At 46.5% G+C, this 16,393-nt stretch carries 13 protein-coding genes; 1 reads left to right on the top strand and 12 read right to left on the bottom strand.

Going from position 1 to position 16,393, the window contains the following annotated elements; translation table 11 throughout:
- Nucleotides 1–5: 5 nt before the first annotated feature.
- From R2J37_RS03605 to R2J37_RS03575, 7 genes are all read right to left on the bottom strand, one after another.
- The gene (locus tag R2J37_RS03605) at nt 6–866 is read right to left on the bottom strand and encodes a DNA-methyltransferase (RefSeq protein ID WP_230107054.1); all 861 of its coding nucleotides are present in this window, start codon (nt 864–866) and stop codon (nt 6–8) included.
- 145 nt (nt 867–1,011) lie between these two features.
- The gene (gene yaaA, locus R2J37_RS03600) at nt 1,012–1,752 is read right to left on the bottom strand and encodes a peroxide stress protein YaaA (RefSeq protein ID WP_316266237.1); all 741 of its coding nucleotides are present in this window, start codon (nt 1,750–1,752) and stop codon (nt 1,012–1,014) included.
- A gap of 21 nt (nt 1,753–1,773) precedes the next feature.
- Nucleotides 1,774–2,805 carry a threonine aldolase family protein gene (locus R2J37_RS03595; protein WP_230107056.1) on the bottom strand — a complete coding sequence of 344 codons (1,032 nt, stop codon included), beginning with the start codon at nt 2,803–2,805 and terminating at the stop codon, nt 1,774–1,776.
- A gap of 89 nt (nt 2,806–2,894) precedes the next feature.
- Nucleotides 2,895–4,244 carry an MATE family efflux transporter gene (locus tag R2J37_RS03590; protein WP_316266981.1) on the bottom strand — a complete coding sequence of 450 codons (1,350 nt, stop codon included), beginning with the start codon at nt 4,242–4,244 and terminating at the stop codon, nt 2,895–2,897.
- A 131-nt stretch (nt 4,245–4,375) separates the two neighbouring features.
- Nucleotides 4,376–5,080, bottom strand: a complete 705-nt coding sequence (locus R2J37_RS03585; protein WP_230107057.1) for a DUF6198 family protein — start codon at nt 5,078–5,080, stop codon at nt 4,376–4,378.
- A 6-nt stretch (nt 5,081–5,086) separates the two neighbouring features.
- On the bottom strand, nt 5,087–8,593 hold the full coding sequence (locus R2J37_RS03580) for a S8 family serine peptidase (protein ID WP_316266236.1): 3,507 nt from the start codon (nt 8,591–8,593) through the stop codon (nt 5,087–5,089).
- Between the two features lie 34 nt (nt 8,594–8,627).
- A complete protein-coding gene (locus R2J37_RS03575) occupies nt 8,628–8,990 on the bottom strand; it encodes a molecular chaperone Hsp90 (RefSeq protein WP_256195978.1) in 363 nt (120 codons plus the stop codon).
- A 215-nt stretch (nt 8,991–9,205) separates the two neighbouring features.
- On the opposite strand from R2J37_RS03575, the gene R2J37_RS03570 reads away from it, so the two are divergent.
- Nucleotides 9,206–10,696 (top strand): AAA family ATPase, encoded by a 1,491-nt coding sequence (locus R2J37_RS03570; RefSeq protein WP_316266235.1) that lies wholly within the window; start codon nt 9,206–9,208, stop codon nt 10,694–10,696.
- A gap of 58 nt (nt 10,697–10,754) precedes the next feature.
- On the opposite strand, the gene R2J37_RS03565 is transcribed toward R2J37_RS03570, so the two are convergent.
- From R2J37_RS03565 to R2J37_RS03545, 5 genes are all read right to left on the bottom strand, one after another.
- Complete coding sequence (locus R2J37_RS03565) at nt 10,755–11,729, bottom strand: ABC transporter ATP-binding protein (protein ID WP_230107061.1); 975 nt, start codon at nt 11,727–11,729, stop codon at nt 10,755–10,757.
- A 2-nt stretch (nt 11,730–11,731) separates the two neighbouring features.
- Nucleotides 11,732–12,742 carry an ABC transporter ATP-binding protein gene (locus R2J37_RS03560; protein ID WP_316266979.1) on the bottom strand — a complete coding sequence of 337 codons (1,011 nt, stop codon included), beginning with the start codon at nt 12,740–12,742 and terminating at the stop codon, nt 11,732–11,734.
- Nucleotides 12,742–13,638: an ABC transporter permease gene (locus tag R2J37_RS03555; RefSeq protein WP_230107063.1), complete on the bottom strand. Its 897-nt coding sequence runs from the start codon at nt 13,636–13,638 to the stop codon at nt 12,742–12,744. The genes R2J37_RS03560 and R2J37_RS03555 overlap by 1 nt, the downstream gene beginning before the upstream one ends.
- Nucleotides 13,639–13,649: 11 nt before the next feature.
- Complete coding sequence (locus R2J37_RS03550) at nt 13,650–14,600, bottom strand: ABC transporter permease (protein WP_230107064.1); 951 nt, start codon at nt 14,598–14,600, stop codon at nt 13,650–13,652.
- A 134-nt stretch (nt 14,601–14,734) separates the two neighbouring features.
- Complete coding sequence (locus R2J37_RS03545; RefSeq protein WP_230107065.1) at nt 14,735–16,315, bottom strand: ABC transporter substrate-binding protein; 1,581 nt, start codon at nt 16,313–16,315, stop codon at nt 14,735–14,737.
- Nucleotides 16,316–16,393: the final 78 nt, after the last annotated feature.

Genomic DNA, 16,393 nt, shown 5'->3' with positions numbered 1-16,393 from the left:
ATCACTTACCTTTCTTCGAACTCTTTGATCAGATTCTCCACTTCTATATGTTTCCTGCTTTTTTTATCCAGGCCGTCCCACGCTTCCTTCAGCCTTTTTTTTGCCACCTCGATATAGTCTATTTCTTCTCTCTTAAAGAGAGCTACATTCTCATTTTTCTCTATTCCAATAAAATTCCGGCCCTCCATCAGAGCCGCCACAAGGAAAGAACCGCTGCCGAACGTATTGTCCAGTACGACATCCCCCGGATTGGTGTAGGTCCGAACCATATATCTGCCAAGCTCTACCGGTTTCTGGGTAGGATGGTAAACTGCACCTTCACTTTCTGCCGTTTTTATATAAATAATATCTGTAGGATACCTCTCCCCTTTGCTTGCCACATGGACCGGATCAAAGTCTCCGTAATTTCCGCACAGCTGATCCTTTCTCACCCCTTTGTCATAAGGTTCGCCGGGCGTCATCTGCGGATGATAAGTCGGCTGCTTTTTATAAAAGACACAGACATCCTCGTACTTGCGCAGAGGCTGTTTTTTTGCATTTAAAAAATTGGTGGGCTTTGACTTCTCCCACACCCATTTATATTTGAAAATACCAGGCTGGCTTAAGATCAGCTTTGCTGTAAATACACCGTTTGAAGTGAGCACGATCGCCCCGTTCTGCTTGATGACCCGTTTGTACTGCTTCCAGAGTTCCTCAAGAGGAATATAGCAGTCCCACTGATTCTGTGTCATCCCGTAAGGAAGATCACACAGGATCATATCCACGCTCCCGTCAGGGATCTTCTCCATATATTCCAGACAGTCCCCCTCAAAAAGCCTGTTTATTACTTTACTCATATCTGTCTTTTGCTCTGCTTTTTTCCTCATGCCTGCACTCCTGTAACTTTTTCGTCGGCAACCTCCATAACCGGCGCCATCCGTTTCTTTTACTGTGTTTTACTTTACCATACCGCACACGCGAACACAAGTTTGTTTTTTCTTTTTGTACCCGAGTCCCCAAAAGCTATGTCTCTTATTTCAGAAATATGTATTGCTCTTCCGTGGACAGCTCTTCACTGAACTTATATCCCAGCCTGTCAAACCAGCGGATTTCCTTCAGATCTGAAATATTGTGTTCTGCCATATAGCGTACCATCTCTCCTCTGGCCATCTTGGCAAGGGTTCCTTTCTGTTTCACTTTTCCGTCGTTCCATTCCCCGAACACACAGGTGAGAAATCTGTCACCGGGGCGAAGGTATACTTCAATACACCGGGAATATTCCTTCGAGGCAAGATTCAGGATCGTCCTGTCCTCATCCATAACCTCTCTGTACAGCTTATTATTCCAGAACTCATAGAGATTTTCTGTTCCCTCCACTTTTGCCGCCGCCTGCATCTCAAGTCGGTATGGCGTCACACCGTCAAAGGGGCAAAGTACTCCATAAAATCCGGACAGTATCCTAAGGTGGTCCTGTATATACTGCATGGCGTTTTCTTCGAAAACTGCCGGAGCCATATACTGATACTGGATTCCTTCATAGGAAAGGACAGCAGGAGTCAGGTTTTTCTTCAGATCCATATGTTTCATTCTATCGTAGTTCAATGATGCAATTTTATCATTGCACTTCCACAGTTTCTTTGCTTCCTCATAGGTGAGGGATCTCACCCATTCAAGAATGCTCCCGGCATCCTCGATAAATGCCGGGAGATCATGAAACTCTGCAAGGTCCGGATTTGTATTCATTTTCTTCGCCGGAGAAATTATAATCTTCATATCAGTCCTCTCTTCTTTTGTCTACAGCGCCAGAATATCTGCTTTCAGTTCCTCTACATCTTCCGGCTTTGTACTCCAGCTTGTGCAAAACCGCACGCAGTGTCTGTCCCCCTCCGGAAACTGGTATTCAAAAATATGCTTTTTCTCCAGTTTCCTCATCTGCTCTTCACTTAACAGAACAAACTGCTGATTCGTCGGACTGTCAATATAGAAATCAATCCCTTTTTTCTCAAAAGCTTCCCGGATCTCCATGGCGTACTTGTCCGCCCGGCCTGTAATTTCAAAATACAGATCGTTCTCAAAGAGCGTATAGAACTGCAGGCCCAGCGTCCAGCCTTTTGCCAGCATTCCTCCGTTCTGCTTCATATAGCTGCGGAAATTATCTTTGAGCTCATTGTTTGTAATAACTACTGCTTCTCCCATCATAGCTCCGCATTTCGTACCCCCTATGTAGAAGACATCGGCAAGCGCCGCAAGATCAGAAAGCTTCAGGTCATTTACCTTGGCTCCAAGCCCGTAACCCATTCTCGCTCCATCTATCATGAGATACAGACCGTACTTTCTGCAGACAGCAGATATTTCCTCAAGCTCTTTTTTGGAATAAAGGGTGCCGTACTCTGTAGGGAAGGAAATATATACCATCTTAGGCTGTGTAATATGTTCCTTCACTCCGCTTGTCCTGTAATTTTCCGCTTCTGCTTCAACAGACGCTGCCGACAGCTTTCCGTTTTCTCCTTTTACAACATGGATCTTGTGTCCTGTATGCTCCACCGCCCCTGTCTCGTGGACGTGGATATGTCCGCTGTCCGCACTGATCACTCCCTGATAGGGACGAAGAGCTGCCGCAATAACGGTATAGTTTACCTGCGTTCCTCCTACCATAAAATGAATGTCAGCGTCAGTACTTCCCAGATGAGTCTTGATCTTCTCTGCCGCCCTTTCGCACCATTCGTCCAGCCCATACCCGCCATAGCTTTCCTGGTTTGTTTTTATAAACGCCTCCAGAACAGCCGGATGCGCCCCATGATTATAGTCATTGTTCCATCGACTCATTTTGAACCACTCCTTTTTTTGTACTTATTTTATTTTAACTGATATTTTCCACAGTGTACAGGAAGAAAAATAAACCGTAAAAGCTGTTGTCACTTTCTTCCTGGAATACAAACTTCAGCTGCTGATTTACGGAAAACAGTAAAAGCCGCTGCCGCTGTGAGCACTTCTGTTATCCAGAACGCATGCCACACGCCGTCCGCTCCCATACTTCGGCTAAGGAGAAATGCTACCGGAATAATAACTGCCACATAGCGGAAAACAGAAATTACAAGGGACGGAATGCCTTTTCCAATACCTTCCAGCGCTCCTGAAGACGTAACAGAAACAGCAGAAATGACGAAACCGGCGCTGATGATCCGCAGCGCCCTTCCGCCCGCTTCCACAGTCTGGCTGTTTTCTGTAAACATTCCTATCAGCCCCTCCGGCACCATAAGGCAGATTACCATTCCCACTGCCATGATCACCGCCGTCATTCCCAATGTAACTTTGTAAATCTTCGACACTCTTTCTCCCTCTCCGGCTCCGTAATTATAACCGATCACCGGACGCATTCCCTGAATGATCCCGTTGGCCGGAAGATAAAGAAAGGTCTGCAGTTTATAGTAAATGCCCAAAATGACAATGTAACTCTGAGAATAGACGGATAAAATCGTATTTAATGCGGAAATCATCAAAGAAGGCAATGCTATATTCAGGATTGCCGGTATCCCTACCGTATAAAGCTGCCGGTCTATCTTCCGATCAGCTTTCATGGCACTTCTCCTGATTTTAACCGGAATCGGCGAAATAAAATATACTGCAATGTAGATCGCCAGTGGCAGAACCTGACCGATCCCTGTAGCTAATGCCGCTCCTTCCATCCCCATCTCCGGGAAGGGGCCCAGACCAAAGATTAAAATCGGATCCAGAATAATATTAGCAATGCAGCCGCACAAAAGGCTGAGCATCGTAACTTTCATTCTTCCCACTGCCTGAAAAATTTTTTCAAATGCCAGGCTTTCCGCAATAATCACCGCAAAGGAAAAGGCGATGACTGCATATCTGACTCCAAGCTCCACAACCTGCTCTGCCTCGGTAAACATCCGAAGGAACGGACGGATTGCCGCGATGCACACTACAGTCATGATCACGCCGTGCACTCCGGCCAGAAGCATACCTCTGGTGCCCGCCCTGTCCGCCTTTTCCTTATCCTGCGCTCCCAGATGAAAAGCAATGGCTGCATTGATCCCCACCCCGAATCCGATGGCGACCGCATTGATGAAATTCTGCACAGGGAATACAAGAGACAGCGCAGTCATCGCATCTTCACTGATCTGCGCCACAAAAAAACTGTCTACAATATTATAAAGAGAATTTACCAGCATAGAAACGACCATGGGGAGAGCCATGGAAAAAATCAAAGGCAGAACCGGCCTTTCTTTCATAAAAGTCTCATTCATCATTTCCTCTCCTATTCTAAAGTATATATCATAAAATCCTGTATCAAGGAAAATGCCACACAGCTGCATTTTCACAGCCGTGTGGCGAAAAATAGTCATAAGACCAGAAAAATCCACACAAGATTTTAGTTCTATATTGTATCCTGCATTCCGGCAATCCGGTTCATTTTCTCATAGAGAAAATAATTAAATACCGCCATCGTCCTTCCCACACCGATCATTGCCAGAACAGTGCCGATACCAAGGCCGATCAGATGTCCGGAAAAAATCAGACTAATGCACACAGTAACTGTGACACATCCGAGATCAAAACAGTTTTTTACCAACCCTACCCCTTTGTGTACATGGTCAGCGATCGCCTGAACGATCCCATCCCCTGAATTGGGGATCAAACGCATATTAAGAGACATGGCCGCTCCGATCCCGGTCAGGATAACCGCAAGGATCAACAACAGGATACGGACAGTAAATTCTCCCGGAGAACTTTTTCCTTCTGTATAAAGATCCGGAATCAGAGCCGTAAAAAGATTCATAAAGCGTGTAAAAATCAAACTTAACGGAATCTGCAAAAAATCCATAAAAAGAATCTTTTTCAGATTTCCTCCTTCTCTTTTTATCCTGTATGTATGCAGAACCATTTCCACCAGAACAAAAAGAGAGTACAAAATAAAGGTCATATCGCCAAAGTTTTGTTCAAAGGAAACAGAGACACTGTAGGACACGGAGACAATCGGCGAGGCCCCCAGACCTGTCTCTGTATTCAGGACAAGTCCGAGAGCCAGTACCACCAGACCGGCAATATAAAATATTCCGCGAAATATATATTCTTTCTTCATATTTCTTTACTTTCTATTGCATTTTTTTCTTCTTTGCAGGATGATCACAGTACCGGAAGCCAGAACACATAACAGCCAAATGGCTGCCTGTGTTTCATCTCCTGTTTTTACTGCTTTTTCAGCCTTTGTCTTTTCTATTTTCTCTTCTGCATTTTTATCGGGATCTGTCTGATCCTGTTCTCCGGTTCCAGACGGATCTTCCGGATTCTCACCCGGCTTGTCTCCCGGGTTCCCTCCGGGTTCTTCCTGGGGCTTTTCTCCCGGATTTGCTGCTGCTCCTGTATAGTTCACCGGAGTTGACCGGAACACCAGAGCCCCTGAATCCGTTCTTGCCAGTACATAAAACAGACCGTCTACCGCTGTGCCGACGTTTTCCGTTGTCTTCGTCCCATGAAAACGAAGATTACCGTCACTGCTCCAAACATCTGCATCAGGATCATATTTCCATGTATCCCTCATCTGCTCTGTCCCAAGACCAGATACCGGCCCTGTCACGATCATACCGTCATCAGTAGCTGACAAAGCAAAATCCAGTGTTTGAAGAGAATCAAACTGCCCGTTTGCATCGCGGAAAAAATCCGCCCCGCTTACCTTCCATCTCTTTCCGTCATAAATCATTATATTCCCATATACAGTCTCATTTTGACCCTGTATATATTCTACAAAAGAATCATATCCTCCACATACGATCAGATTATTACCGGATACGGAAACCATAGCTCCACTTCTCCCTTCCGGAAGATCTGGAATTTCAGAATCCGATACTTTTCCTGTCACCGGATCAAGAGCATAAATTACTGCAGTATTTTCACAATTCTCTCCTTCACCTCCTATGACAAGAAGCTGATCCTGATAGACTGCCAGCTGCCCAAAACCAGTACTCATATCTACCGCTGCAACATCCCATGTTTCTGTCTTTGTGTCATAAGTCCCAAGTTCCATCTGACCCTGAGCATTGAAATATATCATATAAATTTTATCTTTTCCTGCAGCCATGGAATAATATTCCTTATAGGGGGACACTATGATATCATCTTTCGGAAGACTGACTTTTTTCCATGTATTATCTTGAATACTATATTGTTCCATATAAATGCTGCCCGTTTCCTCCATTGCTGCAAGGCAGAGGATCTTGCCGCCTGCCCCTGCCATATGCAGCCATAGCCCATTGCGACTTGTAAGATCAACGCCACTTAGTTCTCCGTAATCCAAATCCGGAGCTGCAAGCTCCTGAAATCCTACAGATGTCGCTCCAATATCCAAAAAATTCTGTCCGTATTTTCCACCTGCCGTATAAACAACAATCTGCTGATTTCCTGCTGATCCATCCGGTAAGACAATTGTAATACTCTCCGGTGACCATGACGTCACCTCAGCCTGCACGCCTCCTACCGTCACTGTCCCCGGCTCCTCTCCAAAGAAATAGCCGCAAAGTTCCGCTGTCTTATCCTGCTGCTTCAGCTCATTCACTACCGGAACAAGTCTGGAATCATCGAAAACGGCCCCTGCATCCAGAAAACCTCCGGACACTGACTTGTCCTCTAAATCTATTCCATCCTCCCGGTTCACTGCACCGATTATGCGCGCTCGAATCTCTCCTGCATCGTCACCGTTATCTGCACCATATACCATCGCTGCCAAAGCCGCTACTCCCGATACTGCCGGCGCTGCCATGGAAGTCCCGTCCGAATAATAATAGTCGCTGGCCTTTTTTCCAAATCCCACATTATCAAGGTGAAACGCCGCCCCCTCTGTTTTTCCGGTCATGGTCCCCCTCATTCTGATCGCAATGCTCCCATCTCCATCCGCATCTGTCAAAAACTCTCTGCTGGAAAGGCAGGTACTGGAAATATTCCAGTTACTGTCCCTCACCGCCAAGTAAGCCGGATAGAATCCCCCGTTTACTGTTTGAGTCGAGTACAGGAGATCCCATTTTTCCCCGGTATTTTGCGCAAACCGTACAACCTCTTCTTTCATTGCTCCGTCAAAAGATCCTGCAAACGCCAGATGCAATTCCTTTAATGGATCAACAGCCGCAAGGTCTTCTGCTGAAAATTCAATTTCCAGCGTAAACTCCTCCCCTTCTTCAATGCTGTCCAAAGAAACTTCCAGCCCTCTGCTGCTGGAATATCCCCGGGACGGAACTGCTCTTTCGGCTTCTTTCTCTCCTTCATCCAAAAGTCTTAATTCTACTCTGTCATCCGCATCCTCAAAATCTTCATAAAAATAGCTGTCTTCCCTGTCCTGTATCCATGGCAGATATTGTACAGGCATTTCATGGTTTTCCATTGAATACATGGAGGTATCTGTAGTTGTAGAAGCTAAAATCTGTGTACCTGGCGCAAACACATCTACGGTCTGCCTTCCGTAATTAGAAAAACCGGCCCGGTATCCCTCACTGTCCATCGCTCCTACCGTTACAACATAGGGACTGTTTATTATGCTCCCTGTATTTCTGTCATTATCTGCATAGTTATTTCCGGCTGCAAAACAGGATAAAATCCCTTCCATTCCTGCTTCCGTCACCACATCAGAAACACTCTGGAGCATATATCCGTCATAAGTGCCGGGCCCCCAGGAATTATTTACAACCGCTACATTAACCCCGGCTTTCTTTGCTGTGATCAGATAGCGGTAACACAGAATCGCATTGCTGGTAGCAGAGTTTCCTGTAAGGAAATCGAGCGCCATGATCCGGGCTGAAGAGCTTACTCCCGCCGTTCCCTGGCCGTTATTCCATTGGGCAGCGATTATTGAAGCACAGTGTGTTCCATGCCCCATCAGAAAATCCATTGGATCATCCGTCGGTCCTGCACCTGAATAATTTACACCATACGCCCCTCCTCCAAGAGCTGTCAGCTCCGGATAGTTCAATCCGTCCTTCCACATTACGTCCTTCAGATCAGGATGATTGTAGTCTACACCGCTGTCTATCACAGCAACAACAGGCGTATCAGAACTGCTTCCGGCATTTGACCATGCCTCTTCGACATTCATATCCACCGCCGGAATGTCTGTTGCATGGGACGCATCATTCAATGTATTTTTAAGTCCCCACTGATATTCATAGCCCGGGTCTGACGGAACATCATAAGGCTCCATAATGTAATTAGGCTCTGCATATACTACCCTGGGATCCTCTTCCAGCTCCCGGATCATTTCTTCTGTATTGTCGCCTGTTACCAGCACGATCTCATCTGCTGATATGCCAGTCCGGCTCCTTGCCGAAGCTGACGCTGATGTCTGACGAGAAGCTGTGATGTTTTCCAGGTCAATGAGGGATTCTGTCTCATACTGTTCCAGAACACTTCCACTTCTCTTTTCCCTCTTCATTGCCTCCGGCTCTTCCCGCAGGCGTACGATTACCTGCCCATCCACATAGTCTTCTCCCGGCACTCCGTATTCCCTCTGTTCCGTATTCTCAGCCGATACTTCCTTTGCCGGGGCTGTCACCGGAATCACAGAAATTGCCAGTACCGCTGCTAAAACTGATGCCGTCGCCTTTTTCTTCACTCCTTTCCCCCCCTTTTCAGATCATTCGTGTTTTCTATAAAAGAATCCTGTCTTTCTTCGCCAGAATTGCTTCCACCGCCGCACATGCCGGACAGTCGCAGTATTTTGCCCCTGCTTTTTTCAGATCCTGTCCATGAGCAGCCACCCCTTTTGCCGCTTCCTCTCCGCCGAATACTTTAGCTCCGGCCTCTGACTGTGCAAAAGCGATCAGACCATCTACTGTCACAATATCTTCTTCTAATTCTGCGATATATTTTTTTGTTTCTTCCGCCTCTTTTTCTGTCCCTACCGCATCCAGCCACGCCTGGGCTGCTTCCTTTGCCTCTTGGCTGCAGGATGGAGCTGCGATCAGTTCCTTTGTTTTCTCTACTACATAATCTAATACGTTCTTTTCCATTTTTCTCTTCCTTTCTACTTTTTATTGAATTGCTGTTTGCCAAATTGCGAATCTATTTAAAGTTTATCACATTTTTCTGTCTTTTTCGATTTATTTTTTTATTTGCCTTTTTGTTTGTTATCTCACCTTTGTTTTATAACACTGTCAATTTACGAACAGGCGGAAATGTGTTAAGATAGCAGTCAGAAAAACTATCATCTAAAGGAGATACAAGTATGCCTGTATTTGATTTTCGCAACGAACCCCAGGGTGCAGACATTTCCGAATGTACCTACTCCATATTTTATTCCAGCGAATCGCTGCCTACGCCTGAAGCTCCTATTCTTATACTGGACAACCGGCAGAAGGACTGGAAACATCACTCCTGCGGCGTTTTCACTAATCCGGACAAGCGCACCGCATTTGAATTTGACGAAGAGGACGGAACCGCCAGCGCCAACATTTTAAAAATAGACGCCCGTTTTGTCCCCCTCCTCCGTTGGCTGGGAGAAAACCGCATCCACGTAAGGCTCTCCGGGAAAAATCTGGCAGACGGATATGCTGTCTATAAGATCCGCGAGATCGCTTTCGGAAAAGGAACCAAACTTTCCGCTGAGGATGGATTTCTTCAGTTTATTATTGAAAGACTGCTCTCCAGCGACGCACCGGAACCCGAAGAAGACGGTGCAGAGGAAGAGCCGGATGAAACCGGCGATGACATGAAACTGACAAGCCTGCAGAGCATTACGGATTTTATGACCTGTGCCGGCAAAACGCTGCCGGACACTATCCTTTTGTGGGCCAGAAGAAATCTTGCCGTCGCCCGTTCCCATGAGGTTACTCTGGAGGAACGCCGCCATGCTCAAAGAGCCCTTTCTATTGTTTTAAATATCAAATGGAAAACCAATTATTTTGAGTCCATTGACCCGGTGGAGGCCCGCCGGATCCTGGATGAAGAACTCTACGGAATGGAGCGCGTAAAACAAAGAATTATTGAAACGATCATACAGATCAACCGCACTCATACGCTTCCGGCCTACGGCCTTTTGCTGGTAGGACCGGCAGGTACAGGGAAATCCCAGATCGCCTACGCAGTTGCACGTATTTTAAAATTACCGTGGACAACACTGGACATGAGTTCCATCAATGACCCGGAACAGCTGACCGGAAGTTCCCGTATCTACGCCAACGCAAAACCGGGAATCATCATGGAGGCTTTCTCTGCTGCGAGGGAGTCCAATCTTGTTTTTATTATCAATGAGCTGGATAAGGCGGCGTCCGGGAAAGGGAACGGAAATCCTGCCGATGTGCTCCTTACCCTTCTTGATAACCTTGGATTTACCGACAACTACATTGAATGTATGATCCCGACAGTAGGAGTGTATCCCATCGCTACTGCAAATGATAAAAGTCAGATCAGCGCGCCTCTCATGTCCCGTTTCGCTGTCATTGACATACCGGACTATACTCCGGAGGAAAAGAAGATCATCTTCTCCAGGTACGCCCTTCCAAAGGTTCTGAAACGTATGGGCCTAGCGGAACACGAGTGCACCATAACTGAAGAGGCTCTTGACGCCCTTGTCAATAAATATGTAACGACCTCCGGCATCCGTGATCTGGAACAGACCGCAGAACATCTGGCTGCAAATGCATTATATCAGATCGAAGTGGATCATGTATCTGAAGTCGTCTTTGACGAAAAGATGCTGGGAGAACTGCTGGCATAAAAATGCACCGGTCTGCAGAGGGCGCAAAAAGCGCTTCTCTGTAAGCCGGCGCTGTCATTTATTCTTTTATATAGTGGCAGGCTGCCTTATGCCCTGACTCCACTTCACAAAACTGCGGTGCCTCTTCTGCACACTTCTTTGTGGCATAGGGACATCTGCTACGGAATGCACATCCCTGAAACCCTTCGGTCCGCACCGGCTGTTCCCCATCAAGAGCCTGAAACTTTCTCCCTGTAATATAGGGGTCCGGCACCGCCGCAAGAAGTGTCTTTGTATAGGGATGAAGCGGATGTTCAAACAGCCGTTCTGCTGTTGTTTCCTCCACCAGTCTCCCCAAATACATAACTCCGATCCGGTCTGAAATAAACCGAATGACACCAATATCATGCGAAATGAACAGCAGACTCAAATGAAGCTCTTTTTTCAGTTCCACGAGCATGTTTAAAATCTGGGCCTGGATAGATACATCCAAAGCCGAAACCGGTTCATCACAAACAATCAACCTGGGCTGTGTTATAAGAGCTCCGGCTATTCCAAGCCGCTGGACCTGGCCTCCGGATAATTCATGGGGAAACCGAAAGTAATGTTCCTCCGAAAGTCCTACTTTTTGCAGGATCGACAGCACCTTCTCCCGCCTTTTCCCATTGTCTTTTTCTCCATGAACTGCAAGAATCTCATCTAATATATCTCCTACGCGGCTCCTGGGATTCATAGCTGAAAGAGAATTTTGAAATACCATCTGAAGGTCTTTTCTGTAAGGGCGGAACTCCCGCTCACTTAGACCACATAATTCCTTCCCTTCACACAGGATGGATCCACTGTCTGCTTTTTCAAGTCCCACGATCGTACGACCAATCGTAGATTTTCCGCATCCAGACTCACCTACCAGTCCATAGGTCTCCCCTTCTTCCATGTACAAAGACAAATGATCTACCGCACACATGCGTTCTTTTGCTGCAAACAGCTTTGTCTTTTTTCCCCGCAGAGGATAGGTCTTTTTCAAATCTTTTATTTCCAGAAAATGTGGATTCATTTTCATGCCCTCCTCTCTTTTTCGGTATATTTCCAGCATCGGACTATATGTCCGGGTGCTGCTTCTACAGGCGGAGGCGCTAATTTTCGGCACTTTTCATCCGCATATGCACATCTGGTGCAGAAATGACATCCCTCCGGAATGTTGGAAAGAGATGGAACCGTCCCCTGTATAGTTGGCAGCTTTATCCCCCGCTTCACATGAAGATGAGGGATACAGGCAAGCAACCCCTGTGTATAAGGATGAAGAGGATTCCGAAACAACTCTTCTGTCCTTATGTCTTCCACAACCTGTCCCAAATACATCACTTTCACACTATGACAGAGCCTGGATACTGCTCCCATATCATGAGTAATAAACAGGACAGACATTCCCAGCCTGTCATTCAGTTCTTTGATCAGATGAAGAATTTGTTCCTGAATTGTCACATCCAGCGCTGTCGTCGGTTCATCTGCAATCAGAAGTTCCGGCTCACAGGCCAGCGCCATAGCAATCATAACACGCTGCTGCATTCCTCCGGATAGCTCAAACGGATACTTTTTCATATTGGTCGCAGGATCAGGTATCCCTGTCAGCCCCAGCATCTGAACGGCTTTCTTCCTGGCTTCCTCCCTGCTTATCTTTTTATGAAGAAGAAGCACTTCCTCAAGCTGACTTCCTACTGTGTGCACAGGACTTAAGGAATTAAGCGGATCCTGGAAAATAACAGAAATACTGTTTCCTCTGATATCCTGCATTTCTCTTAGAGGCTTTTTTAACAGATCTTCCTCATGGAAAAGGATTTCTCCTTCATAGCGCACTGCTGTGTCGTGATCCCGCAGACGAAGAACTGACTGCGACATAACACTCTTTCCAGACCCTGACTCTCCAACCACTCCGGTAATCTCGCCGGGATTGATACAAAGGGATACTCCATCTACAGCCGGAAGCCATCTTTTGTGTACCGGAAACAGAACGCGCAGATTACGTATTTCAAGTATTCTTTTTTTCTTGTCTGTTTTCTTTTGTTCCATCACTTCTTCTTTCCTCCTTTCACTCTCGGATCGAGGAAATCTCGCAGGCCGTCTCCGAGAAGATTGAGACTAAGCACACATAGTATGACTGCCGCTCCCGGGCAGATCATCGTCCAGGGCGCTCTGGAAAATACCATTTTACTTGCCTCCAGCATATTTCCCCAACTGGCTGCCGGGGCGGGGATTCCTGCCCCAAGGAAACTCAAAGAAGCTTCTGAAATAATTGCCTGTGCAAAAATGAATGACGCCTGCACAGTAAGAGGTGAAATCACTCCCGGTAAAATCATCTTCCACAAAATGCGGAAACTGGAATAGCCCTGCACTTTTGCTGCTTCCACATAGGTCTGCTCTTTTATGACAAGAGCGCTTGCCCTCACAGTTCTCGCCACACTGGGACTGTAAACAACCGTGAGCGCTACAATGACATTCCAGCTTGAGGTACCCAATGCCGCGATCAGAGCAATTGCCAAAAGAATGCCCGGGATCGCTATCAGCCCATCACAGATCCTCATGAGTATCTGATCCAGCACTTTAAAATAGCTGGCATAAATTCCAATAATAATGCCCAGCACACAGGAAAAAACTGCCACACAGCCCCCTACCCACAACGACACTCTGGCACCATACATCACTCGTATAAAAAGATCCCTTCCAAATTCATCTGTCCCAAGCAGATACTCTCCCCCTGGAGGCTTCAGCCTATTAACCACATCCATAGCGTCCGGATCTACCGGATGAAAAAAGGGAACCAAAATTGCCAGAAGAAGAATTATGACAAAGCCGCAGGCTCCGATAATGAGAGCCGGACTGGCCAAAAGTCTCTCCTTCCTAAGCTGGCGCTGTTCTCTCAAAATAGCCTCACTGGCTTTGGATATACTTTTTCTTGTCAATATCATTCTTTCCCCTCCTACTTCCGGCCGGGCTGGAGCCGCGGATCCACAAAACCGTAAAGAATATCCACAATCAGATTCACCAGCACATACAGCAAAGTTACAAAAAGAACAACCCCCTGGATAACAAAAACATCCCTTCTGTTAATAGAGGTCAGCGTCAGCATTCCAAGGCCGGGAATGTTAAAAAGAGTCTCCGTTACTATGGTCCCTGTAATCAGACTGCCAAAGGACTGCCCTACCGCTGTAAGGATCACCGGAGCCCCGTTCTTCAGTGCATAGCGCAAAACCACACGGCTCTCTTTTAGTCCCTTTGCTCTTGCAGTCTGAATATAATTTCTATACAGCACTTCCAAAATCGAAGAGCGGGTCATTCTTGTCAGATATGCCGCCTGAACGATTCCAAGCGAAAGAGCCGGAAGAAAAATATACCTTAAATGTTCTCCAAGCCCTTCAGAAAGCGCCGCATACCCGGCGACCGGAAACCATTGCAGATAAACACCGAAAAACAGCATTAGAAACATACTAAGCAGGAACCCCGGAAGGGCCGCCCCAAGAAGGGATGCCGATACGCAGGTCACATCAAGGGCCGTTCCTCTTTTGTATGCCGCCAAGATACCAAGAGGAACAGATAAAATCAGGGCAATGATCTGCGCCAGTACAGCCAGGCTAAGGGTCGGCAGAAAATATTCGCCGATTGCCTCCGTCACTGACTGGTGGAGAAAATAAGATGTCCCCCAGTCTCCTCTTAAAACATTTGTAAACCAATCGATATACTGCACAAGAAAGGGCCTGTCAAACCCCAGCTCTGCATTCAATTCATTAATCTGATCCGGCGTTGCCTCCATCCCAAGAAGAGCCGTTGCCGGACCTCCCGGTATCATATATACTACAAGAAAAATCACACAGGAAACGACAAACAATACCGGGATCAGTGATAAAATTCTTTTCAAAATATAAGACAGCATATCCGCTGCTCCTTTCCGCCGCCGGCTTCTTTCACCTATCTGCCGCAGCTTTTTTCAGAGTGTGTATCCTCCTGAATACACCAACAGCAGCGGACTGCGTAAACGCACCCCGCTGCCTGCTATTTTTATATTTGCTATTCTGTAGCTGTTACTCCCCAGTAAATTGGGAAACGAAGATAATTATATCCTGTCACATCTTTGTTCATCGCAATTACACCTGTGTAATGTCCAAGTACTGTAGCAGCCCCATACTCATAGAGGAATGTCTGCAGATCTGCCCATGCTGATGCCGCCTCTTCATCTGACGCTGCAGAGCGAATTTTCTGAATCCCTTCTGCTACTTCCGGAGCATTCAAACCTGCCCATCCGCTGTCAAGAACAGAGAGCTGGATCGGAAGCATATTGTAGGAGTTGCTTGTAATAAACATATCAAACTGATTCGGGTCTGCACGGTGCTCCATAAAAGTGCTGAAATCATATGTCTCCACTTCCGCATTAATACCTGCCTGCTTCAGATTTTCCTGTACGACAAGTGTAGCGTTGTACATCTCCGGATAATCCTGTGTTGTCACAAGAACAAGTTTTTCGTTATTATATCCGGCTTCCTCAAGAAGTTCTTTCGCCTTTTCTATATTATTCTGATTGTAATATTCACTGCCTGCATCTGTTCCCCACTGTGTATCTGCCGGATCGGACCATCCTGCATTAATCTCATAGAGATCAGCATTACCGTAAGCTGCCATCATAATATCATCACAGTTCAGCGCTGCCAGGATTGCCTGCCGCAACGTCTGATTTGCCATTACCCCCTCTGTCGTATCAAGGAAAAGATTCAAGGTACCTCCCTTATCTACATTCAGGGTCAGATTGCTGTCAGCAGACAGTTCTTCATAATTGTCAACAGGGATTTCCTCTGCAATATCATATTCACCGCTCTGCACACCTGCAATACGAGTGGAAGCGTCTGTCACCACGTCAAAATAAAGTGTGCCTGTAGCCGCCTGCTTTTCTCCTGCAAGTCCGCTTCCCTCACCCTCTGACGGCTGATAATCCTCATAAGCCTCCAGCTTTACATATTGATCTTGTTTCCACTCGGAAACCTTATAGGGACCTGTACCGATATACTCATCAATGCCCTCTGCTGTTGCAGTCTCCACAACTTCAGCCGGATAAATTGCCGCTGCCTGAATCGGACTTGCCAGAATCATAATAATGTCTGATGAAGCCTGATTTACATTCAAGTCAACCGTGTAATCGTCTACTTTCTCAAAGCTGGATCCTCCAATTAATGTATTTGCTTTGGCAGATACCTCCAGCCAACGGTTCATAGAAGCCACAACATCATCCGCGGTCATCTCTTCCCCATTATGGAATTTTACTCCTTCACGGAGCTTAATGGTGTAGACCATACCATCCTCACTCATCTCATAGGATTCTGCCAGCACCGGTGTAGGTTCAAAATCTGCATTCATTGCAAATAATGGCTCATATACATGGGCTCCAATGCCTCCTACAATGTTAGAGTTAATAGACTGTGGATCCAGAGAAGGCGGATTGGCAGAAATCGCTATATGCAGCTCCTCCTTCTTTGCTCCAGATGCGCTTTCCCCTGCATCTTCCCCATCAGAGCCTGATCCGCCGCATCCGGACAAGAGAAGAGCCATGCTCATAGTCAACGCTGCAGCTCTTGACCACATTTTTCTTTGCTTTTTCATGTGTTTCCTCCTTTAACATACATTTTTATCATGTGTCATTTATGTTATCTGACAGAGCAAAAAAAATCAAATTGATAT

The sequence above is a fragment of the Claveliimonas bilis genome (assembly GCF_030296775.1).
GTDB lineage: Bacteria > Bacillota > Clostridia > Lachnospirales > Lachnospiraceae > Claveliimonas > Claveliimonas bilis.
The sequence above is the reverse complement of the archived record's forward strand: the minus strand, read 5'-3'. Positions and strand labels throughout refer to the sequence as shown.

Coding starts and splice junctions, on each gene's coding strand:
- R2J37_RS03605 (WP_230107054.1), bottom strand. CDS start 866: ATGAGGAAAAAAGCAGAGCAAAAGACAGATATGAGTAAAGTAATAAAC.
- yaaA (WP_316266237.1), bottom strand. CDS start 1,752: ATGAAGATTATAATTTCTCCGGCGAAGAAAATGAATACAAATCCGGAC.
- R2J37_RS03595 (WP_230107056.1), bottom strand. CDS start 2,805: ATGAGTCGATGGAACAATGACTATAATCATGGGGCGCATCCGGCTGTT.
- R2J37_RS03590 (WP_316266981.1), bottom strand. CDS start 4,244: ATGAATGAGACTTTTATGAAAGAAAGGCCGGTTCTGCCTTTGATTTTT.
- R2J37_RS03585 (WP_230107057.1), bottom strand. CDS start 5,080: ATGAAGAAAGAATATATATTTCGCGGAATATTTTATATTGCCGGTCTG.
- R2J37_RS03575 (WP_256195978.1), bottom strand. CDS start 8,990: ATGGAAAAGAACGTATTAGATTATGTAGTAGAGAAAACAAAGGAACTG.
- R2J37_RS03570 (WP_316266235.1), top strand. CDS start 9,206: ATGCCTGTATTTGATTTTCGCAACGAACCCCAGGGTGCAGACATTTCC.
- R2J37_RS03565 (WP_230107061.1), bottom strand. CDS start 11,729: ATGAATCCACATTTTCTGGAAATAAAAGATTTGAAAAAGACCTATCCT.
- R2J37_RS03560 (WP_316266979.1), bottom strand. CDS start 12,742: ATGGAACAAAAGAAAACAGACAAGAAAAAAAGAATACTTGAAATACGT.
- R2J37_RS03555 (WP_230107063.1), bottom strand. CDS start 13,638: ATGATATTGACAAGAAAAAGTATATCCAAAGCCAGTGAGGCTATTTTG.
- R2J37_RS03550 (WP_230107064.1), bottom strand. CDS start 14,600: ATGCTGTCTTATATTTTGAAAAGAATTTTATCACTGATCCCGGTATTG.
- R2J37_RS03545 (WP_230107065.1), bottom strand. CDS start 16,315: ATGAAAAAGCAAAGAAAAATGTGGTCAAGAGCTGCAGCGTTGACTATG.